Here is a 23,147-nt window from a genome sequence, read left to right as displayed (position 1 = left end):
ATATGAATATTTCTAAATGGCTAACAAAAATTGTAAGTGTAGCTTTAGCCTTACTTTTTTTTAATTGTGCTGAGAAAGCGTCTACTACGAGTATAGGAGCTTCGGTGAATTTGGAAAGTTTACTAACCAAAGATCAGGTAGGAGCTGCTCTTTTACCCGATACGATTGCTCCTATTAACGCTCCATTTGATATGCCGCAACTCAAAAAACCGGTTTTTGCGGATTTTGTGCTTTCCATAACGGAAACCAGGGCTAGACAAAACAGACTAAGTACACAAGAGATTCAGGCGGCAATCGACCAGGTACATGAAAGCGGAGGAGGTAAAGTAGTAATACCTGCTGGAGATTGGAAAAGCGGTAGGCTTGCGTTAAAGTCGAATGTAAATCTTCATTTGGAGGCAGATGCGAATTTGTATTTTAGCGGGGAAATCGAGGATTTTCTTCCTGCAGTTTTTACCCGACATGCTGGGGTCGAAGTCATGTCCTTAGGGGCTTGTATTTATGCGTATAAACAAGATAATATAGCCATAACTGGTCAAGGCACATTGTATGGGCCGGATAAGGGGTCTATAAGGGATCAGGAGATGACCCAAAACGTCATTGAGAAATTTGTGCCGCTAGAAAAGCCTGTCGAAGAGCGGGTTTATGAAGGAGATAATGGCTCCCCTGTATTATTACCGGCATTTATTTCGCCCACGAATTGTACCAATGTCTATATCGAAGGGATTACCCTTGAGCGTACTGCATTTTGGAACATAGTGCCGGTCTACTGTGAGAATGTTATTATCAGAGGAATTACGGTGAACTCTGTTGGGATTCCTAAAGGAGACGGAATTGATATCGTTTCTTCTAAAAATGTACTCATTGAATATTCCACCCTCAATAGTGGGGATGATTGCTTTACGATGAAAGCTGGAAGAGGGTTAGATGGTATACGTGTAAATCAACCTACAGAAAATGTAGTGATACGTTATTGTCTGGCGCAACAGGGCCATGGGGGGATGACTATAGGCAGTGAAACTGCCGGAGAAATCCGAAATATTTATATGCGCGATTGCGTTTTTGACAATACTACTGTGGGCATTCGTTTCAAAACCCGAAGACCACGGGGGGGTGGCGGTGAAAATTTCTATTATGAGCGGATTCGGATGAATTTAAAGGGGACAGCTTTTAAATGGGATATGTTGGGACAGGAAATCTATGTGGGAGCGCTGGCGAGTAGATTGCCGGTTCGGGCGGTGGATAAGCTTACTCCCAAGTTTAAAAAGGTGTATATGGATTCAATCTTGGTGGAGAAGGCGGAAACCTTCGTAAAGATTTATGGAATTCCGGAGTCTCCCCTCGAAGATGTGACTTTTGAAAACATTCAGGTAGATCAAACAAATTCATTTTTTACGGCTTCTGATGCGCATGCGCTTCGTTTTAAAAACGTAAGTGTTCAGAGCAGAGATTCAGTATTGTTCTTACAGCAAATACAGGATGTGGTTTTTGAAAATGTAGATTTTAGGGTTGGAAAGGGTAGCGTTTATGTAGAGGTTAAGGGAGATTCGGTTAATAATATCAGCTTTAAGCATTCAAGACCGGCGAAACCCATAAATTGGTCTGACAATCACTATAAGCTGCCGTAATGAGCAAACTTTTATTATTATTTGTTGCACTTTTTTTTGGAATACAAGGTATTGCTCAACAAAAGCCACTTATCGATTATCCACTACCAGATCCCTTAGAAACTCCCAAAGGTGATAGGATTACCAGTGTAAAGGAGTGGGAAGACGAGCAACGACCATGGCTTCTGTCACAGCTCGAAAAATTAATGTATGGCTATAGTCCTGAGGCTCCTAAAAATTTAAAATTTGTGGTATTTGAGCAGGATAGCATGGCATTAGACGGAACTGCTGTTCGAAAACAAGTGGCCATTTATTTGGAAAATGATCAGCATTTGCTTGATCTTCTAATTTACCTTCCTAGGGAATCTAAAAAACCCGCACCCGTATTTCTAGGGCTTAATTTTGAAGGGAATCATACCATACATAATGATCCTGCAATACGGTTGTCCGCAGAGTGGGTGTGGATAGGTGCAGCCGGTTCACTTAAGAATCACCCCACAGAACATTCAAGAGGGACACAATCGAGTCGCTGGCCTGTTGAACTCATTTTAGCAAACGGTTTTGGAGTGGCTACGGTTTATGCAGGAGATTTGGATCCTGATTATCACGATGATTTTAAAAATGGAATTCACCGTCTGTATCCGGAACTGCAGGGAAGAGGAGATAATTTCAGTACAATGGGAGCTTGGGCTTGGGGACTGAGCAGATGCATGGATTATTTTGTAACAGATCCCGGTATTGATGCTGAACAAATAGCTGTAATTGGTTTTTCCAGAATGGGAAAGGCAGCGATATGGGCTGGTGTTAAGGACAAGCGTTTTGCCATGGTAGTGAGCAACGAATCCGGTGGTGGTGGCGCTGCATTATCCAAAAGAATGGTAGGGGAGACGATCGCCAAACTTAACAATGGGAATCCACATTGGTTTTGTGAAAATTTCAAAAGATTTAATGAAAATGAAATAGCTCTTCCATTTGATCAGCATACGGTACTTTCACTTATCGCTCCCAGACTTATATATGTTGCAAGTGCAGAAGAAGATCTCGGTGCCGACCCTCTGGGGGAGTTCTTGGGACTTAAATACACCTCTGATGTATTTGCGCTTTATGGGAAAGAGGGGCTTTTAGATCAGGAATTTCCAAAGATCAATCAACCGATTACAACTGGGGTAATGGGATATCATATTCGTTTCGGAAATCATGATATTACCGAATTTGATTGGCAACAGTATTTAAATTTTGCTCGGGAGAATTTAAAATAAAGGCTTGGATCTTATTTTGCGATAATATTGCCTTAAGAATTCTGAATAGTTTTATTTTTTTAACTTTTTTTTTAGGATATGCGGAGTATATAAAATCTTTTTTATAAAGATAATAATCTATAATAGAATAGTCGTTTAAGATGGACAGTGATTATAGGATTTTGATTCCGAATTCAATTCTTGTAATAGATACTTATCAGGGGATTTAAAATGGCTTAATGTTGTTTTATGCTCTCTAAATAGTGTAGTTGTATTTAATGTTTTTTACACACTTATTTCAATTCTTTTTGGCTATTATCTTGTAGATTATAATTAGAACGTTTGGAACGCTCTAGTCAAAATATTAAATAAATAGCAGCATAGTACAGGACACTTAGAGTATTGTTTCTTAATAAGTTTGTTAAAGTTATGTTATAAAATAGGCTTGGAGCCGAAGGATTTGTGGGTGCGACCGTTTTTGTACTACAACGATTGCGTTGATCTGATTTATAACATGGATTATTAAACTAGACTAATTTATAAATCAAAAACTAAAATTTAAATGAATCAATTAACTTCAAAAAAATGGACTGTACTGTTTTTGGTATTACTCTATGCGGCTATTGGATATTCGCAAGAGGATTACAAGACAGTAACAGGAACTATAATCGATGAAAACGGTATTGGGATTCCCGGCGTTAACGTGATTATAAAAGAAAAGAGCCGAGGTGTGGTTACAGATTTTGACGGTAATTATACTGTAGAAGTTCGCCCGGGTGAAGTACTCCATTTCTCATTTATCGGAATGGAAACCAGGGAAATCACCTTCAACGGATCTAATGTAGTTGTAGATGTTACTTTAAATCAGACTAGCGAAAGACTCGATGATGTAGTGGTCATAGGTTACGGGAGTCAGATAAGGGAAGATTTAACGGGGGCAATCGCCACTATTGATCTTGATGACATTCAAGACTTACCCGTGTCTAATTTATCCGCTTCTTTGGTCGGTCAGATTCCAGGTCTATCTGTCTCTGATGGTTCAGGGCGCCCTGGAGATGGTGGAGCTATTAAAATTCGTCAAACCTTTGGTTTTTCCAAGGATGGCAATACCACACTTCCGCTTATAGTAATTGATGATATGATTCAGGTGGATCCTATAACTGGATTGCCAACCCTAGATACATTTAATCAATTAGATCCTTCCGAAATAGAAAGTATAACAGTTTTAAAAGATGCCTCAGCAGCCATTTATGGTGCCCGTGCCTCTCAAGGGGCGGTTGTTGTAAAGACCAAACGAGGGAAGCCGGGGAAAATGAAATTCACCTATTACAATCAATCTTCTATTAACGATGCTATTAGCCATAGTAAAACCTTAGATGCATATGAGTTTGGGGTGTGGCATAATAGATTTTTAAAAGCTGATAATAGGGATAATGACGGAGCCAACTTGTTTTCTACCGATGAATTACAAGAGATGAGAAGTCTCGATTATAATTGGTTGGATAATGCCTGGCATGTTGCGGTTCAGCAGCGACATTCTCTTAATGTGAGTGGAGGAAGTGATAATGTGACTTATTTCGCAGGGGCTACTTATTTTACACAAGGCGCCAACCTCGGTGATCAGGATTATAACAAATGGAACTTTCGAACTGGGGTTAATGCAAAAATTGCTGATGCTTTTGACTTGTCTGTTTCATTATCAGGTATCTCAGGGGAAGTTGAGAAGTCATTTACCAAAGCAGCTGCTAATATTAATGATAGCAGTTATGGTTCTAAGGCTAAAAGCTCTGGAGAACAAGCCGATTACGGTTATTTATTGCATATGCCCAGATATATCCCATGGCAGACTACTGTAGGTGATCAGCAGTATTGGATGTCACCATTCCCTCGAACGGACCGTAATTTACAAAGTGCAAATTCTAATCGTACAATTGCAGGTTGGAACTATTTTGCTACTCTAAATAACGGGTCTAAACAAATTGAGGAAGAGAACTCCTTTAATGTGAATGCGTCTTTGAATTATAATGTGCCGTTTGTTAAAGGCTTGTCTATAAAAGGAACCTTTTCTAGAAATGAAGCAAATTCCTATACAGAACAAATTCAGCTGCCTTATGAACTCGCTCGAATCAAAAACTATAACAGCGAAGGACGCCATCTTGCGAGTGCCGCAGAGGACTCTGATTACAAGATAGAGATGAATCGACGAAACTCAAGGGTGTATTACAGTAACTTTAAAAGTAAGAGTACACAAGCCAATCTCTTTGCTGTTTATTCCAATACTTTTGGCGATCACGACATTGATGCAATGGCCTCAGTAGAGCGTTCAGAATCTAGTTACAAAAGTACGCGATTAGCCTATGAGAACACCTCAGAAGATTATTTAGGGACTAATCAAACTGCCGGAGAGTTATCTGATAATTCTACGGCTTATAAGGGAGAGTCTGGAACGCTTTCGTATTTAGGAAGGGTAAGTTACAGCTATAAATCAAAGTATTTACTACAACTTTTGTTTCGTAGCGACGCCTCTACAAAGTTCGCTCCTGAAAACTATTGGGGCTTTTTTCCTTCGCTCCAATTGGGTTGGATAGTGACCAAAGAGGATTGGTTTAATTCTTCTTGGTTAGATTTCTTAAAGATCCGTTATTCCGTTGGTAAAACCGGAAAAGATAACATCCAGCCTTGGCGTTGGGTACAATACTATGATATTTATACCGATAAAGGGTTTCAGTTTGGAGAAAACGGAGGTGAACTCGGCGGTGGTTTATCACCTAAGGTAAATCCCAATAGAAATGTGGGATGGGATACTACTATTAAATACAATACCGGTATAGATCTGGCTGTATTAGACAGCAGGCTTCAATTGACTACAGATTTTTATTATGACAGCACAACGGACATGTTGACCAATATGGCCAGTACTGTTGATGTGCCGATTTCTGTTGGAGGTGGATTTGCGGAAGAAAATTATGCTTCTATTGATGCTTGGGGAGCAGAATTTAGTGTGAATTGGAGAGATAATATAAAAGATGGCTTTAGTTATAACGTAGGCGTAAACTTTGGTTTTTCGGATAATAAAGTTAAAAAATATCCAGAGCAAGAACTCAAACATCCATCTTATAATATTACCCAGCAAGGTTCTTCCTTGATATTCCCAGCTTGGGGATTTGAAACCTGGAAAGGAACCTCTTCCGGCGATGGCATTCTTCGTACGGATAGTGACCTTCAAAACTATTGGAATTATTTAAGTGATCGTGCGGCTCAGGCAGGTGTTGAGCCGATGTATTTTGATATCAATTCTATTGACGGACTGCAGAAAGGAATGTTGGCTTACAATGACGTGGGCGGTCAATTTGATAGTGAAACAGGAGATCAGGCAGGGCCGGACGGTCAAATTGCTGAAAATTTGGATTATGTAAAATTAGTGGACAGAAACAAATCTTATGGTTTTACCACTAATTTGGGAATGAATTACAAGGGGGTTTATTTTAAAACTCAAATCTCATCTTCTTGGGGTGGAGTGCGAATGATTGATATTGTTAAACAAGGAACTTCTTCTTCTCACAATATGTGGTCACATGAAAGTTATTGGTCTGACATGTATGACCCTGATGATAATGTAGATGGTAGATACCCGAATCTGGCCTATTATGATCAAATTGGCAGGCCATCAGATTTTTGGATGTTGGATACTTTTCGCGCTTCAGTCAAAAGTATGTCCATCGGCTATAGCTTTTCTGATGAGGTTTTATCTCAGTTGAACATTCAAAATGCATCGATAGGTATCACGGGATATAATCTTTGGGATTTTTATAACCCTTATCCTGATCAATACCGAAACATGTATGATAATTCTTATGTGGGCTATCCTACACTTAGAAGTTGGTCAATTAATTTAAATGTATCATTCTAACTTAAATTCAATGTCGATTATGAAAATGAGGTTTAACATATTTTACGGAATTCTAGTGCTATTGGGTATTAGTGTTTCCTGTAGCGATGACTTTTTAGAAGAAAAAACAAACTATGGCCAGTATGATGATACGTTTTATCAAAGCGAGGAACGTGTTGACTGGTATTTAAATAATTTATATTACGATTACTTCCAAGGATATACTTCTCCTTTGTCTAATTTAGTCGGAAACTATACCAGCGACTATTCAAGGATGACTCAAGAAATCGGGGGTATGACAGATTTAATCAATCCTACGCTTAATTTGGTAAATGCCGAAGATGCTTCCGGTTATTACGGTACCAAACTCGAAAATAAGATTAAAAACGAGCCCTATGGAAGAATTAGAGATTGTAATTCTTTGATTGAAGAAATCGATGTGAAGGGAGCGGAACTTGATGAGGAGTACAGAAATCACGCCAAAGGTCAGGCTTACTATTTACGCGCAATTCAATATTTTGATTTGATGCGCGTCTACGGAGGTGTTCCCTTGGTAACTGAGATTCAGAAACCATCTCTTGAAGATGAATCTATTCGATTGCCTCGAGCAAGTGTTTCTGAGGTTGTGAATCAGATCGTTGAGGATTTGGATATGGCGGCAAGTTTATTACCCGGGAATTGGGAGGGCCAATACGGTCGTTTTACAAGAGGAGCTGCACTTGCTCAAAAAGCAAGGGTTCTATTGACCTATGCAAGCCCACTGTTTAATAAGAGTTGGGAGAGTAATGAGCGCTGGCAGCTAGCCTTGCAAGCAGGGTTAGAAGCAGAAAATCAATTGATGGTTGATGGTTACGGCTTGTATGGAAATTCTGCGAGTGACTGGGAAGAAATGTTTACCATTGATAACTCATTTTGCTCTGAGGCCATTACTGTTCAACTTTTAGGAGATGGAGATACCGGGAGTTATTTGCATAATTCGTGGGAAGGAAATATACGTTTAAGCAGCCAGAACGGCGGAGGGGGACAAGAAGCTCCTAAAGAGATGATTGATTTATTTCCGATGGCTGATGGTTCAAGACCTACGGCTGCAAACGGCTATGATGATTTTCTATTCTTTCTAAATCGCGATCCTCGCTTTTACAGAACATTTGCATTTTCCGGCAGCCATTGGGGCTATAGTGAAGATCCGGAGTCTACTGTTTGGACTTACCGTTGGTTGGATAGCAGCGGTGAAATCCAATACAGTGACAACAATCAGGTATCAAGCCCTGCCTTTGTTCGTAAGATGACAAATACTGAAATCACTAGTGAAAGTAGTTACGAATATTCAGGCACCGATATTTTTGAATACCGATATGCAGAGTTATTGTTGACTATCGCGGAAGCCTATGCAGGTGTAGGGGATATTTCAAGCTGTCAAGCTTATATCGGTAAAGTGAGAAGTAGGGTAGGGATACCATCAGCAAATAATTATGGTGTAGGCACCCTGTCTGATAAATTTGATGCTTTTGAGGCATGTTTGTATGAGCGTAGTGTTGAATTGGCTTATGAAGGAAAACGTTTTTGGGACATTCAACGTTGGATGCTTTTTAATGATGATCCTGCTCAAGGAAATACGACATGTGCGAAACTTGGTTTAACTCCTCTTAATGGGACTCAACGTACCGGGCATTACTTACAATATACCGAGGTAGTGGATAGTGAGGATCCGTTGGCGGATAGTCGCGAAGGAATCGTTGTTGATCCGGATAGAGATGATTTTCAAACGCAATTACAGAGCTTAGCGGCACTTTATAGTTCTAATTTTGAATTGGAAGAATTGCCAACGCCTATGGATAACGTTAATGGGGAACCCGCTCAAATTGATTGGAAACAGCATTATTATATTATGGGCTTAAATGCTAGTGTTTTAACTCAGAACACTTGGTTAAAACAAACCATTGGATGGTTAGATGCCAGTGGAGGCCAAGGTACTTTTGATTATCGAGAATAATTGAATTACGAATTCAGAATATGCTTAACACCTGCTCTTAGATTTTCTAATTGTGGGTGTTTGTTTTGTGTTGTCAGTGTGCGTATAAATGCTCGTTACCGAAGTTTAAAATACTACCCCTTTATGTTGTAGTTAGCTTGGTAAGACCTGCTTTAATGTTTATAAAATGTGGAATTTTAAAATATTTTTTTGACTTGACAATGCTCATTTAAAGCTTTGAATTAAAGATGTGTCTCCCAATGATTTGATTACGAGTTGGGTATGGGCTTAAAGGCCTTTTAGGCCTTTAGTTTTCTTTCTTTTTTCTATAACTTTCATTAGCATCCAAGTAAGTACAGGACGGCGGTAATGGGAAGTTGCATTAAATTGCACTACAAGTAAAACAGTTTGTAATTGCTTTGATATGATACGCTTAATTTCTAAACTAAAATGAAAATTATACCATACTATATTCTGCAGATTTCCCTTGTGGTTTTATTGGCTTGTTGCGCTAAAACACCAGATAAGAAACAGCTAGTTAAGCGAGATATTACCCCCGAGGTTATGGAAGAAATTTATCAGGAAATTAAAACGCCTCATAAATATGGGTTGGTTATGGTTCCGGAGGACAACTCTTACAAATTAGATTGCCCAAGTGTTTTTAAACACGGTGATAGCTGGTATATGACCTATTTGATTTTTGATGGTAGGGGATATGAAACTTGGTTAGCCAAAAGTTCTAATCTATTGGATTGGGAATATTTAGGAAAGTTAATGTCTTTTTCAGAGGATAGCACGCTTTGGGATCGAAATCAAAAGGCAGGTTATATTGCATTGCAAGATCCCACCTGGGGTGGTAGTTATGAGTGGACTACTTATGATAATAAGTATTGGATGAGTTATTTTGGGGGTGATAGCAAAGGCTATGAAGCCGGGGTACTTTCAATAGGGATGGCATATTCGGATAGTTTGCCGATCTATCCTCATGAGCTTGTGCGTTTGGATAAACCTGTGTTAACGCCCAAGGATGATGATGTGGCATGGTATGATAATAGTACCATGTATAAAGAAACGGTGATTCGAGATTTTCAAGGCGAAACAGGTCATGAATTTATTATGTATTACAATGCAAGAGGGGACAGTATTAACCCTGGTCGCGGAGCAGAGCGTATCGCCATGGCGGTATCTGATGATATGAAAAATTGGAAGCGTTATGGCGATGATGCTTTATTAAATCACCATACCGGCATTACCGGGGATCCTTATATTCAGCGTATTAATGATACCTGGGTTATGTTTTATTTTGGGGCATTCTGGAAAGATGGAGCTTTTAACCGATTTGCAGTATCGAATGATTTAATTCATTGGACGGATTGGGAAGGTGAAGATTTGATTGCACCTTCTGAGCCCTATGATGAAGTATTTGCACATAAGTCTTTTGTGGTGAAACACGATGGTGTGGTTTATCATTTTTACTGTGCTGTTAATGAGGAGTTCCAAAGAGGGATTGCCGTGGCCACTTCTAAGGATCTCGGTAAAAGTAAATTAGATTTTGTAGCACCCGATGAAAAGAAAGAAGAGAATTGATTTTTTATTGTTAGTTTTAGTAGGTTGTTGTTTAAGTATGCCAATAAGCGGGCAAACCGTTACCGGGGAGCCTGCCGGCATACCTAAACTACCAGAAATCTACCAGGCTAACCCTTGGGAAGATCCCTTGGTAAATAGTATAAATAGAGAGCCTGCAAGGGTGACCTCGTATTCCTACAAAAACATTGAAGATGCCCTGGAAGGGGATCGTTCCAAAAGCCGTATTAAAATGCTTAACGGCCAATGGGATTTTAAGTATAGCGTGAACTTAAGTTCGGCTCCAAAAAATTTCTTTAAACAAGCGGTTAAAAACTGGGATAAAATTGAAGTACCTTCCAATTGGGAATTAAAGGGCTATGATATTCCGATTTATAAAAGCGCAGTATACCCTTTTAGACCTGTCAATCCTCCCCTAGTGCCAAAAGATACTAACGGTGTGGGTTCGTATCAACGAAAATTTGAAGTTCCAAAGGACTGGGACAATCAGATTGTAACCTTGCATTTTGGAGCGGTAAGCTCGGCTTTTAAAGTGTGGTTGAATGGTGAGTTCTTAGGCTATAGTGAAGATAGTTATCTTCCGGCTGAATTTAATATTACACCATATTTAAAGCCAGGTGAAAATTTACTTTCTGTGCAAGTGATGCGTTGGAGTGATGGTTCTTATTTGGAAGATCAGGATCAATGGAGGCTCAGCGGTATTCAGCGTGAGGTTTTTATAATGGCAGAGCCCAAACTTCATATTGAAGATTACTTCTATCAAGCCAAATTAGATGACAAGTATAAAGATGCGTTGTTTCAGCTTCGACCGGAGGTGGAAAACCTCACCGGTGATACCATAAGTGGTTATCAGTTGGAGGTACAGCTGTACGATAAATACAACAAACCTTTGTTTGAGAAAGCCATGGACACCGCAGTTGCGGAGATTATTAACGAGGATTATCCCAGATTGGATAATGTGCGTTTCGGGTTTTTTGAAAAAGACATTTCCAATCCTGAAAAATGGAGTGCGGAAACGCCTAATCTATATACAATGGTGTTGGTACTCAAAGATCCTCAAGGTGACATTACCGAGGTGAAATCTTCCAAAATTGGTTTTCGGAATATTGAGTTTTCCAAAGAGAATGGAAAACTGTTAATTAACGGTAAAGAGACCTATGTCTATGGGGTGAACAGACATGATCATCATCCAAGAAAAGGAAAAGCTTTAAGTAGAGCGGATATAGAGGAAGATGTAAAAACCATAAAAAAATTTAATTTCAATTTAATACGTACGAGTCATTATCCTAATGATCCTTATTTTTATGAGCTTTGTGATCAGTACGGACTCATGGTCATGGATGAGGCCAATCTCGAAACGCATGGTTTGGGAGGTAAACTAGCAAATGATTCCAGATGGGTTCATGCGCATATGCAGCGTTTTACGCGAATGATTGAGCGCGATAAGAATCACCCTAGTATTGTGTTTTGGAGTATGGGCAATGAGGCTGGAAATGGTCCTGCATTTGCCGCTATGGCAGGTTGGGGACATCGTTTTGATATTACACGACCTATTCATTATGAACCTGCACAGGGGAATCCGAGGTTGGATGGATATTTAGATCCATTAGACAAGGGTTATCCAAAGACTGTAGATCATGCGCACCGTTTTGAAAATCCACAAGACGAACCTTATGTCGATATGGTGAGTCGGTTTTATCCCGGGGTATTTACTCCTAAATTTTTAGTGGATCAAAAAGCCGATACCAGACCCATTATTTTTGTGGAATATTCCCATTCTATGGGGAACTCTACTGGAAACCTCAAGGAGCTCTGGGATGAGTTCAGGAGTTTAGATCGCGTTATAGGTGGTTGTATCTGGGATTTTAAGGATCAGGCATTCTATAAAACGGACCTTAAAACCGGACAGGAGTTTTTGGCTTATGGCGGTGATTTTGGAGAGAAACGACATGATGGCAATTTTAGTATAAATGGAATAGTGGCTGCCGATGGCAGACCTAAATCAGCCATCTATGAGAATAAATGGGTGTATCAACCGGCATTAAGTACATTGATTTCCGGTGAACGACTGCAGATTAAAAACCGAAATAGTGTACAATCCTTGGCAGTCTATGATGCGTTTTTGGTCTTGTTAGAAGATGGAATAGTGGTCAAGGAAAAAAAGATAGCACCTGTGGAGGTTGCTCCGGGAGCGGAAACAGAGATTTCTTTTTCATCTTTTTTACCTAAATTTAAATCAGATGCTGAATATCTTTTAAATATTGAATTTAGACTCTCAGAAGATAAACCATGGGCTAAAAAGGCTTATGTGATAGCCATGGATCAGTTTGTGTTGCAGCAAAAACCCCAAATCATTCACGATGCAGCTAAATCTAAAGATCTGAAGTTGGAAAAAACCAATCAAGCTCTGGTGGTTCACGGAAAAGATTTTGAAGTTTCTTTTGATCAAAAAAGCGGGGTGTTGATCTCGTATAAATTTAAAGGCGACGAACAAATATTTGCGCCTCTAAAACTTAATTTTACCAGGCCTCTAACCGATAATGACCAAAAGGGTTGGAAGCCTCATGAAAAATTAAAGCCGTGGTATACTGCTGATCCTAAGTTGTTGAATTTTAAGCACATTCAAACCCCGAAAGGAATTGAGATTACCTCCAGCTATGAAGTGATTAAAGACAGTGCAACGGTGGATGTGAATTATCGTATTTATTCGGATGCCGTTGTTCAGGTTAATTATAGCCTTGTCGCTGATAAAGGACTTCCCAATATTCCAAAAGTCGGTATGCAATTGGGGGTTAATGAGCAGTATGACTATATCAATTGGTATGGAAAGGGACTTTTAGAGAACTATGTGGATAAAAATCATGGTTTCCCTATTGGGACGTATTCTTTAGCCATCCAAGATTTTATAGAGCCTTATGCCATGCCTCAGGAAAACGGGAACCGTACCCAGGTACGGTGGATGGCCTTGACAGATCAGAAGAAGGCTAATGGGTTAGCGGTGGTAAGTGCTCAAAAACCGCTCAGTATGAGTGCCTGGCCATATACTGAAGAAAACCTGAATCAGGCCAAGCATACTTATGATTTAAAGAATCCAGGTTTTATTACCTTGAATATTGATCTAATTCAAATGGGTGTTGGCGGAAACGATAGCTGGTCTGATGTGAGCCAACCTTTAGAAAAATATCAAATTCCTGCAGGGGATTATAATTATAGTTTTTACTTGATCCCCTATTTAAAGACGGATCTTCAAAAGACGCTTAAAAAAATTGGTTATTGATGTTTAAAAAGGTGTTGCAGTTATTCATAATAACCCTGATGTTGGGTTCCCAGTGCTTGTTTTCTCAACAGACAGAGTCCGAGGCTTATGAAAATTCTAAACCATGGGTGTACTGGTATTGGATGCATTCCGCGTATTCTAAAGAGGGCATTACTGCTGATTTGGAGGCCATGAAAAAAGTAGGTATTGCGGGTGCGTATCTCATGTCCGTAAAAGGACCGACGGATCCACCGCTGATTGATCCTCCAATTCTCCAACTCAGTGATCAGTGGTGGGAACTGGTGGATTTTGCTATTGCAGAAGCTGATCGATTAGGACTGAAAATTGCCATGCATGCCGCAGATGGTTTTGCAGTGGCAGGAGGTCCCTGGATTAAGCCTGAACAATCCATGCAAAAGTTAGTGTGGTCAGATACGCTGGTTGAGGGTGGAGCGTCATTAAAAATGCCCCTTGTTCAACCTGAAAGTTTGGAGGGCTATTACAAAGATATTGCGGTATTTGCCATTCCACAAAAAAATATGGAACTGACGACCCAGAACAAAACACCCATAGTAACAACTTCAAAAGATACTATTGATGCCTCCTTTTTGGCAGGCGCAAATCATGATGATGAATTTAAATTATCAGAAAAGGGTTGGGTTCAGTATGAATTCCGGGAGCCATTTCTGTGTAAATCGATTTCAATAGCGTCCAAAGGCGTTAACTACCAGGCACAGCGACTGCGAATTTTGGTCAGCGATGATGGGAAGAATTTTAAAGACCTTGGTCGTCTGACAGCACCTCGACATGGTTGGCAGGACTCAGGAATTGCTTATGCTCATAGTATGACGCCTGTTCGTGCTAAATTTTTTCGTTTTGAATATGATCCCGAGGGAAGTGAACCCGGTGCTGAGGATTTGGATGCGGCTAAATGGAAGCAGTCTTTAAAGGTAAGTAACATTATACTTTCCAATCAGGCCATTATTGATAACTACCAGGGCAAATCCGGTAGAGTATGGCGGATTAGTCCACAGACTTCCGGTATAGTGCCGCAGGATATTATTTCAAAGGAGTCAATAGTGAATCTTAGTTCGTTTATGGATCAAAATGGTGTTTTGCATTGGAATGCTCCTAATGGGAATTGGAGAATCATGCGCTTTGGACATACCTCAACCGGACAGGAAAATGAAACCGGCGGTGGGGGAAAGGGATTAGAGGTGGATAAGTTTGATCCTGAACTGGTAAAATACCAGTTTGAACAGTGGTTTGGAAAATCTGTAGAGGTGGCTGGAGCTAACCGCGTACCGGAAGTACTTCGCATTCTTCATATCGACAGCTGGGAGGCTGGTAGCCAAAATTGGAGCTCGGTATTCCCTTTAGAATTTAAAAATAGAAGAGGCTATGATCTCATAGACTACTTGCCCGTAATGGCAGGAGTTCCGCTGGAGAGTGTAAAGGCATCTGAGCAAATTTTGCACGATGTGCGCCAAACGATCTCTGAATTAATCGTGGACAATTTTTTTGGTACCATGGCAGCGGAGGCTGGTAAGCTCGGGGTGAAATTTAGTTCTGAAAATGTGGCGCCTACAATGGTTAGTGATGCGCTTATGCATTTTAAATATGTTGATTTTCCGGGTGGTGAATTTTGGTTTCGAAGTCCTACCCATGATAAACCAAACGATATGTTGGACGCCATCTCCGGCGGACATATTTACGGAAAAAATATAATTCAGGCGGAGGCCTTTACAGCACTTCGAATGGATTGGGATGAAGATCCGGAATTGCTGAAACCCATGGCGGACAGAAATTACGCCTTGGGTATTAATCGATTCTTTTACCACGTATTTGTTCACAATCCATGGCTGGATCGAAAACCAGGCATGACCCTGGATGGTATAGGAACCTATTTTCAACGAGATCAAACCTGGTGGGAGCCAGGGGAGGCCTGGGTGGAATACGGTAGAAGAGTACAGGAGCAATTGCAACGCGGAAACCCGGTGATTGATTTGGCTGTTTTTAGTGGAGAAGAAGTACCTTCCAGATCTGTTTTGCCAGATCGTTTACTGCCCTTTATTCCCAATGTTTTCGGGGAGGTGCGTATCGCATCAGAAAAAAAACGCCTGGAAAATAGTGGACAACCTACCGCTAGAATGCCAAAGGAAGTGCGGTATTCCAAAAACCTAACAGATTTAAATCATTGGATCAACAGCTTAAACGGTTATAAATATGATTCTTTCAACACTGATGTTTTGCTCGATCATGCTAAAGTTGTAGATGGTGCTGTTGAATTTAAAGGTAATATCCGTTATAAGGCGTTGTTGTTTCCCGGGAGTCGTAAAATGTCTCCCAATGCCATGGTATCCACTGAGGTAGCGCAGAAGATGTTAGAGCTTATAAAAGACGGTGCTACAGTTTTTGTAGCGGAAAAACCCAGTAGAAGCACTGGTTTTACAATTGCTGAGGATAAGAGACAATGGCAAAATATCATAGATGAAATTTGGAAAGGTTATTCAGCCAATACTCATTCTAGGAATTCAAATTCCTGGACTATTGGGAAGGGAAGCGTAATTCAGCTGCCCTATATGAAGGAGAGCTTCAGGGAAATAGGAATTCAACCGGATGTATTGTTTCCAGAACTGGATCGCCAGGGCGCAGAAGAATTTGCTTGGACACATCGGACCAGTGGTGAAGAAGATATTTATTTTATCAGCAATCAAAGTAATGAAGAACAAGTGATTGAGGTATCGCTGAGAATCAGTGAAAAGCAGCCTTATTTGTACAATCCTGTTACCGATGAATTTTTCAGTGTAAAACAATGGAAAGTCAAAGATAATCGACTTCAAATTCCATTGAAGTTTGCTAAAAATCAGGCACTGTTTATCATCTTAAAAGGAACTATTCAATATACAAAGGGTACCTCCGGGAATAACTGGCTTTCTTATACATCAGAAAAAGTCTTGGATTCTCATTGGGAACTTCAATTTGATCCCGAATTTAAGGGACCCAAGGAAACTTTTAAAATTAATGCTCTTTTTGATTGGAGTATTCACAAGGATGATCGTATTAAATATTATTCCGGAACGGCGACCTATGCAAAGACCTTTAAACATCGTGGGAGCACACGGGGGGTATGGTTGAACTTAGGGGACTTTTCTGATATTGCTGAGGTGTTTTTAAATGGTGAAAAAGTTGGTGTGGTGTGGACTTTTCCGCATAGGATCAATATCACTAAGGCCTTGAAAAGAGGTAAAAACACTTTGGAGATTAAAATCACAAACACCTGGAGAAATCGACTTATTGGGGATCAAAAGTTACCTGAGGAAGAAAGATCTACCTGGACGACGGCTCCTTATCGATTGGAGGGCGAAGAATTGTTACCCGCAGGTCTTTTAGGACCCGTTGTATTAGAAAAAGCAGAGTAGTCCATGCAAGAGCAGGATAGCTTTTATGTACTAATGCTTGAACTTCGCATCAGAAGCCTAAATATTTTGCTATGGAGAGAATTATTGCACATTACCTGATCGAAACGCCATACGATCTTGACAAAGCTACAGCCATATTGGCTGGTGAACAATCTAGTGGAACTTTTGTTGACATTCCAGGGGAAACCCAAGCACTGAAAGATCGTTTTTCGGCCAGGGTTGAAAATATAGAACTTCTTGAACAAGCCCAGCAACCGAGTTTGCCTGGAGATTCCAGTCCACATGCCTCCTACAAAAGAGCTAGAGTGAGTGTGTCTTGGTCTGTGGAGAACTTTCAGGATAATATTCCTACCTTAATAGCCACTTTACAAGGCAATTTATATGAATTAAGACAATTTACAGGATTAAAATTGGACGATTTCGATCTTCCCGATTATTACAAGTCTAAATTTAAGGGACCTGTTTTTGGGGCTAAAGCCACTAAGGAATTAGCGGGCGTCATCCCTCAAAAACCTATGATCGGGACCATTATCAAACCTAGTATTGGCTTTACGCCGCAGCAAACGGCCGACTTAGTCAAGGTTTTAGTAGAAGGCGGTATCGATTTTATCAAGGATGATGAACTCATGGCATCTAGTGCTAATTCACCTTTTGAGGAAAGAGTTTGCCAGGTGATGAAAGTGATTAAGAACCATCAACAAAAAACCGGTAAAAAGGTCATGTATGCCTTTAATATCTCTGGTGATTTGGAAACCATGAAACGAAATTATGATGTGGTGGTTCAGCATGGAGGAAGTTGCGCAATGTTAAGTATCAATAGTGTAGGATGGGTTGGTGTAAAGGCGATAGCAGATCTGGGCGGCTTATCCATTCATGGGCACAGAAATGGTTGGGGGATGTTAAACCGCCATCCATTGCTTGGGATTAACTTCCCTGCATATGCGAAGTTATGGCGATTGGCAGGTGTTGATCAATTGCATGTCAATGGAATACGAAATAAATTTTGGGAATCTGATGCCTCTGTCATCCGTTCCATAAAGGCCTGTAGCGAGCCATTTTTGGGAATCAGAAAATTACTTCCGGTAGTTTCTTCCGGACAGTGGGGAGCTCAGGCATTTGACACCTATAAACACACCAAAACCACCGAACTTTTATATATGGCCGGTGGAGGAATTATGTCGCATCCCTTTGGTCCTGCTGCCGGTGTTCGAGCTTTGCAACAAGCATGGTCAGGTGCGGTACAGGGTAAAACCATTGAGGAAACGGAACATGAATGTGCCGAATTTGCAGCCCTGGTTGCTAAATTTGGAAAGCTAAAAACAAGTTAGAGCGGTTTATGGAACCAAAGTTGGTATTCTACGGAGATGATTTTACAGGAGCAACAGATGCCTTGGAGTTTATGACTCGGGCTGGAGCCAAGACTGTGCTCTTTCTAGAAGCACCTACTCCCGAGGCCTTGGAGGCTTTTGGAGTTCTTGATGCTATTGGAATCGCGGGTAAGACAAGAGCGATGCCACCTGAGGAAATGCAGCAAACTCTGGAAAAAGATTTTGCTAAAATAGCTGCTATACGTCCAAAGCATATACACTATAAGGTGTGTTCAACCTTTGACAGCTCTCCGGAGATCGGTAATATTGGCGTTGCCATAACAGAAGGGCTTAAGAAATTTGAAAATAGCTTTGTCCCTATAGTAGTGGCAGCACCTGATCTGGGACGCTATGTGATCTTTGGGCAACTTTTTGCCCAAATGGGTATTGGGAGCAAAGGTGATGTATATCGCATTGATCAGCATCCCTCTATGTCCAAACATCCGGTAACGCCTGCTAAGGAAGCCGATTTAAGAAATCACCTGGCTTTACAAGCGGATTTTTCAATGGGACTTATTGATATTCGTGATCTTGAAGATTCATTGCCTGAGCTTCTAAATAAGCTTCAGGAGCTATCTAAGGAAAGTGAGGTTGTTTTTTTTGATGGCATATATTCCTGGCAAATGAAGAAAATAGGGGCTGTATTGGAAAATTGTATGGATGGTAAAAAGCCATTGTTTTCAGTAGGATCTTCTGGAGTGGAACAGGCATTGGGAGATTATTGGCAGAAAGAAAATATACTAGGGGAAACCCCAATTTGGTCTGTAGTGCAGCAAGCTAAGCCCATGTTGGTGCTTTGTGGTAGCGTCAGTCCCATTACGGCCGGACAGATCGATTATGCCCTTGAACAAGGATTTGAAGAAGTGGCTATTGCCCCTGAATTTTTGTCGGATGATCTTTTGGCTTCGGCCTTAAGTTATGCGGGCAAAGTCCTCAAGTTTCTAGAACTAGGCAAAAGTGTGATTGTTCATACCGCTCGCGGTCCGGAGGATCCAAGGCTCGAACAGATTCAGCTCATCACCCAAAATTTAGGCTGGGATGCTGTACGATGTAAAAGCGAACTTCCAAAAAGGTTTGGACAGTTGTTAGGACAGACCGCTGATGAGGTGCTCAGGCAAATGCCTTTAAAACGTTTGATTATAGCGGGAGGGGATACCTCTAGCTATACGGCCAGGGCTCTGGGTATTCAGGCAGTTCAAATGATAGCACCTTTGGTCAAGGGCGCTCCACTCTGCAGGGTTTATGCAAAAGGCGCTGCTGTAGATGGAATGGAAATAAATCTCAAAGGAGGGCAGCTTGGCGAAAAGGATTATTTCGTGGCGCTCCAACAAGGAATTTTAAGTAAATAGTAAATACATATCGTATGCGAACAAAATTAGGATTAATCCATACCTCAGCAACATTGGTACCCATTTTTCAAGAATTGGTAACGAGGTATTTAGGGGATAAGGATATTGAAATTTTTAATATCGTAGATGACAGTTTGATTAAAAATACAATTAAACAAAATAAATTAACCCCTGATACGGCAAGAAGAGTATCTGATTATATCGGTTCTGCAGAACAGGCCGGTGCAGACTTTATCATGGTCACCTGTTCTTCTATAGGACCTGCGGTGGAGGCCTCAGAATTATTGACTTCCATACCGGTACTCCGAGTGGATCGACCGATGGCGGATAAGGCGGTTAAAATAGGTACAAAGATAGGGGTTATTGCAACCTTGGAAACGACCCTTGAACCTACCAGTGACTTGGTGTCTCGTCGTGCTAAGGCAGTGGGGAAAGACATTGAGATTTTCTCTGTATGTTGCCAGGGCGCCTTTGAGGCTTTGATGGGAGGAGATGCTGCTATTCATGATCAGATTGTGGCTGAAGCCTTGAAGGGTTTGTCCGATAAGGTAGATGTTATTCTTCTGGCTCAGGCTTCCATGGCAAGGGTCGTAGACCAGTTGGGAGCAAGTGATAAAAGGGTGCCAATCCTGGCGAGCCCACCCATAGCTATGGAGTACCTTGCTGAAATCTTATAGTATGGGAAAGGGCTATCGGATTATTTTATACTTAGGGATCACTACGCTACTGATCACAGTGGTTTGTTGGCTTGTTGGCTTTAACGAGTTCTTAGCGTCGCTTTCTGTTTTGTGCGCTGTATGTATCGCTCTTGGTTTGGGGGGCGTACCCTCGCTAAAAACCTTTGCGTATACGGCTTGGATCATTGTTGCAATTGTTTGCGGAATGCTTTATCCTAAAGCTTTTTTACAATGGGGAGAGCTTGATCTTCAAAGTCCCTGGTTGATTTTAATCGTTGTACAAATCGTCATGTTTGGAATGGGTACTCAAATGAGTATTCAGGATTTTAAGAGAATTCGAAGCCTAGGAAAAGGTGTTGTTGTCGGAATCTTGTGTCAATTTACCCTGATGCCGATTTTTGGATATCTGTTGACGGTTTTCTTTTCTTTTACTCCAGAGATTGCAGCAGGGGTTGTGCTTATCGGTTCGTGCTCCAGCGGTCTGGCATCCAATGTGATGTCCTATCTGGCAAAGGCAAATTTAACCCTTTCCATTACCCTTACCGCAGTAGCTACTTTGTTTGCCCCTATAATGACTCCGTTCTGGATGAAAATGTTAGCGGGAACCTACGTGGAAATTGATTTTATGGCCATGTGTATTCAGATTATAAAAATTGTCATAGTTCCCATTGGAGCCGCATTGTTGTTTGACGCCTTGAATAAGGGGTCCATTGGATTTAGAAATGGTATGAAATTTATAGCCCTTGGAGCGACAGTTTGGTTGTTTGGTGCCAGTTGGTTTTGGAGTTTTCTATCCTTAAGTTTAGCGGAGACTCCATTAGAACTGCTCGTTCTTGCTAATTTTCTTGTAGGCGCAGTACTGTTTGGTTATTTGTTTTATCACCTTAACAAATGGTTGCCGACCGTATTGAAATGGATGCCTTTCATGTCTATGGTGGGCATTGTTTACTTTACAGTGGTGACAACGGCGGCTAGCCGAGATAACCTTATGAATATTGGAATTTTCTTGCTGGCGGCTGCAATACTCCACAATACCCTGGGGTATACTTTTGGATATTGGATTAGTCGTTTGCTTGGATTGGATAAGAACTCATCCAGGACAGTTGCTTTGGAGGTTGGAATGCAAAATGGAGGTATGGCCTCGGGATTAGCAGGAGTGATGGGCAAACTGTCCACTCTTGGTTTGGCCGCAGCAGTCTTTAGCCCATGGATGAACATCTCAGGTTCTATCTTAGCAAATTATTGGCGAAAGCGACCGATGAAACCAAATAAAAATTAAAGCCGGCTGGAAGGTGCAGGATGGAAGCCGAAAACCATATAGATATCTTTAATGCCAACAAATTTAAAATTTATGAAGTTATTCAAACGGATACTTTTCTTACTGACTTTTGTTTTTAGTATCACACTAAATGCCCAGTTAAAGCTACCTGCCTTATTTTCAGATCATATGGTGCTTCAACAAAATATTCAGGCTCCTGTTTGGGGTTGGGGTGATCCTAATTCAGAACTTCAGTTGACCACTTCATGGGACGGTAAAGTCTATAGGGTCAAGTCAGATCGATCTGGAAAATGGCAACTTAAAGTGAGTACTCCGGTTGCTGGAGGACCCTATAATATTTCCATTGTTCAGAACAATCAAAAACTTCTTGTGGAGAACGTACTTGTGGGCGAGGTTTGGCTATGTTCGGGTCAATCGAATATGGAAATGCCCTTAAAAGGATTTCCGGGTCAGCCGGTAGCCGGGGGTAACGAGACTATTGTAGTTTCTAAAAATGATCAAATCAGATTAATCACCATCCCTAGAGATGCTAGGGTAAAGCCTAATGATGATTTTCAGGGGCAGTGGAAAGAGGCTGTACCTGAGGTGACCTCGAACTTTAGTGCCACGGCATGGTATTTTGGAAGTTTACTTCAGGAGGTACTCGATATACCGGTCGGATTGATTCATGTTTCTTATGGAGGGTCTAACGTAGAGGCTTGGATGAGCGCTGAAATGCTACAGGATTTTAAAAAAATTGAAGTACCTAAAAAACAAAAGGATATCGGTGAACCTAATCGCACGGCTACTGCCTTGTACAATGGGATGTTGGCGCCGGTTATCGGTTATGGAATAAAAGGCGCAATTTGGTACCAGGGAGAATCGAATTACGATCGTCCTTTTCAATACCTTGATTTGTTTAAAACTATGGTTACTCAGTGGAGAAGCGAGTGGGAACTTGGTGAATTTCCTTTTTATTTTGCGCAAATTGCACCTTTTGATTACCGTGTATTTACACCGGATACCGTTGTGGAAAAATACAATTCCGCTTACCTGAGGGAAGCACAATTAAAGGCTTCACACGAGATTCCAAATTCAGGTATTGCAGTGCTGATGGATATTGGAGAGCAATACAATATACATCCCAAACAAAAGAAAGTGGGTGGACAGCGTTTGGGGTATTTAGCATTGGCAAAAACGTATGGTATAATGGGCTTTGAATTTCAGAGTCCTGAATTTAAAGCAATGGAGGTGAAAGGGAGTTCATTGACGCTATCTTTCGATAATGTGCCTAATGGCTTAATTTCAACGGTGGAAAATATCAAAGGTTTTGAAATTGCGGGGGAAAACCAGGTGTTTTATCCCGCCAATGCTTTTTTAAGACGTAAGTCTGTAATACTATCCTCACCTAGAGTGGAGAAACCGGTAGCGGTGCGGTACTTGTTTAAAGATTTTGTAAAAGCTGAACTGTTCAGCACAGGAGGATTACCGCTTTCTTCCTTTAGAACAGATAATTGGTAATTAAAAT

General features: G+C 40.9%; 12 protein-coding genes. All 12 read left to right on the top strand.

Going from position 1 to position 23,147, the window contains the following annotated elements:
• Nucleotides 1–2: 2 nt before the first annotated feature.
• The 12 genes from ACN0TV_RS06465 (at nucleotide 3) to ACN0TV_RS06410 (ending at nucleotide 23,140) form a co-directional block, all read left to right on the top strand.
• The gene (locus tag ACN0TV_RS06465) at nucleotides 3–1,628 is read left to right on the top strand and encodes a glycoside hydrolase family 28 protein (protein WP_417361267.1); all 1,626 of its coding nucleotides are present in this window, start codon (nucleotides 3–5) and stop codon (nucleotides 1,626–1,628) included.
• Nucleotides 1,628–2,866 (top strand): alpha/beta hydrolase family protein, encoded by a 1,239-nt coding sequence (locus ACN0TV_RS06460; protein ID WP_417361265.1) that lies wholly within the window; start codon nucleotides 1,628–1,630, stop codon nucleotides 2,864–2,866. Before ACN0TV_RS06465 ends, ACN0TV_RS06460 begins: the two co-directional genes overlap by 1 nt.
• A gap of 541 nt (nucleotides 2,867–3,407) precedes the next feature.
• A complete protein-coding gene (locus ACN0TV_RS06455) occupies nucleotides 3,408–6,755 on the top strand; it encodes a SusC/RagA family TonB-linked outer membrane protein (RefSeq protein WP_417361263.1) in 3,348 nt (1,115 codons plus the stop codon).
• Nucleotides 6,756–6,774: 19 nt separating this feature from the next.
• Nucleotides 6,775–8,727, top strand: coding sequence for a RagB/SusD family nutrient uptake outer membrane protein (locus tag ACN0TV_RS06450; RefSeq protein WP_417361261.1), 1,953 nt, complete (start codon nucleotides 6,775–6,777; stop codon nucleotides 8,725–8,727).
• 429 nt (nucleotides 8,728–9,156) lie between these two features.
• Complete coding sequence (locus ACN0TV_RS06445) at nucleotides 9,157–10,293, top strand: glycosylase (protein ID WP_417361259.1); 1,137 nt, start codon at nucleotides 9,157–9,159, stop codon at nucleotides 10,291–10,293.
• Complete coding sequence (locus ACN0TV_RS06440; RefSeq protein WP_417361257.1) at nucleotides 10,271–13,567, top strand: glycoside hydrolase family 2 TIM barrel-domain containing protein; 3,297 nt, start codon at nucleotides 10,271–10,273, stop codon at nucleotides 13,565–13,567. The genes ACN0TV_RS06445 and ACN0TV_RS06440 overlap by 23 nt, the downstream gene beginning before the upstream one ends.
• Complete coding sequence (locus ACN0TV_RS06435) at nucleotides 13,567–16,968, top strand: glycosyl hydrolase (RefSeq protein WP_417361255.1); 3,402 nt, start codon at nucleotides 13,567–13,569, stop codon at nucleotides 16,966–16,968. The genes ACN0TV_RS06440 and ACN0TV_RS06435 overlap by 1 nt, the downstream gene beginning before the upstream one ends.
• 71 nt (nucleotides 16,969–17,039) lie before the next feature.
• On the top strand, nucleotides 17,040–18,296 hold the full coding sequence (locus tag ACN0TV_RS06430; RefSeq protein WP_417361254.1) for a ribulose-bisphosphate carboxylase large subunit family protein: 1,257 nt from the start codon (nucleotides 17,040–17,042) through the stop codon (nucleotides 18,294–18,296).
• An 8-nt stretch (nucleotides 18,297–18,304) separates the two neighbouring features.
• On the top strand, nucleotides 18,305–19,684 hold the full coding sequence (locus ACN0TV_RS06425) for a four-carbon acid sugar kinase family protein (protein WP_417361252.1): 1,380 nt from the start codon (nucleotides 18,305–18,307) through the stop codon (nucleotides 19,682–19,684).
• A gap of 14 nt (nucleotides 19,685–19,698) precedes the next feature.
• Nucleotides 19,699–20,361 carry an aspartate/glutamate racemase family protein gene (locus ACN0TV_RS06420; RefSeq protein ID WP_417361250.1) on the top strand — a complete coding sequence of 221 codons (663 nt, stop codon included), beginning with the start codon at nucleotides 19,699–19,701 and terminating at the stop codon, nucleotides 20,359–20,361.
• Nucleotide 20,362: 1 nt separating this feature from the next.
• Nucleotides 20,363–21,640, top strand: a complete 1,278-nt coding sequence (locus ACN0TV_RS06415) for a bile acid:sodium symporter family protein (RefSeq protein WP_417361248.1) — start codon at nucleotides 20,363–20,365, stop codon at nucleotides 21,638–21,640.
• A gap of 72 nt (nucleotides 21,641–21,712) precedes the next feature.
• A complete protein-coding gene (locus ACN0TV_RS06410) occupies nucleotides 21,713–23,140 on the top strand; it encodes a sialate O-acetylesterase (protein ID WP_417361246.1) in 1,428 nt (475 codons plus the stop codon).
• Nucleotides 23,141–23,147: the final 7 nt, after the last annotated feature.

It is taken from the genome of Galbibacter sp., assembly GCF_048266365.1.
Classification (GTDB): Bacteria; Bacteroidota; Bacteroidia; order Flavobacteriales; family Flavobacteriaceae; genus Galbibacter.
The sequence above is the reverse complement of the archived record's forward strand: the minus strand, read 5'-3'. Positions and strand labels throughout refer to the sequence as shown.

Bases quoted from the DNA above. Each gene is read 5' to 3' on its own strand.
- ACN0TV_RS06465 (WP_417361267.1), top strand. From the start codon at position 3: ATGAATATTTCTAAATGGCTAACAAAAATTGTAAGTGTAGCTTTAGCC.
- ACN0TV_RS06460 (WP_417361265.1), top strand. From the start codon at position 1,628: ATGAGCAAACTTTTATTATTATTTGTTGCACTTTTTTTTGGAATACAA.
- ACN0TV_RS06455 (WP_417361263.1), top strand. From the start codon at position 3,408: ATGAATCAATTAACTTCAAAAAAATGGACTGTACTGTTTTTGGTATTA.
- ACN0TV_RS06450 (WP_417361261.1), top strand. From the start codon at position 6,775: ATGAAAATGAGGTTTAACATATTTTACGGAATTCTAGTGCTATTGGGT.
- ACN0TV_RS06445 (WP_417361259.1), top strand. From the start codon at position 9,157: ATGAAAATTATACCATACTATATTCTGCAGATTTCCCTTGTGGTTTTA.
- ACN0TV_RS06440 (WP_417361257.1), top strand. From the start codon at position 10,271: ATGAAAAGAAAGAAGAGAATTGATTTTTTATTGTTAGTTTTAGTAGGT.
- ACN0TV_RS06435 (WP_417361255.1), top strand. From the start codon at position 13,567: ATGTTTAAAAAGGTGTTGCAGTTATTCATAATAACCCTGATGTTGGGT.
- ACN0TV_RS06430 (WP_417361254.1), top strand. From the start codon at position 17,040: ATGGAGAGAATTATTGCACATTACCTGATCGAAACGCCATACGATCTT.
- ACN0TV_RS06425 (WP_417361252.1), top strand. From the start codon at position 18,305: ATGGAACCAAAGTTGGTATTCTACGGAGATGATTTTACAGGAGCAACA.
- ACN0TV_RS06420 (WP_417361250.1), top strand. From the start codon at position 19,699: ATGCGAACAAAATTAGGATTAATCCATACCTCAGCAACATTGGTACCC.
- ACN0TV_RS06415 (WP_417361248.1), top strand. From the start codon at position 20,363: ATGGGAAAGGGCTATCGGATTATTTTATACTTAGGGATCACTACGCTA.
- ACN0TV_RS06410 (WP_417361246.1), top strand. From the start codon at position 21,713: ATGAAGTTATTCAAACGGATACTTTTCTTACTGACTTTTGTTTTTAGT.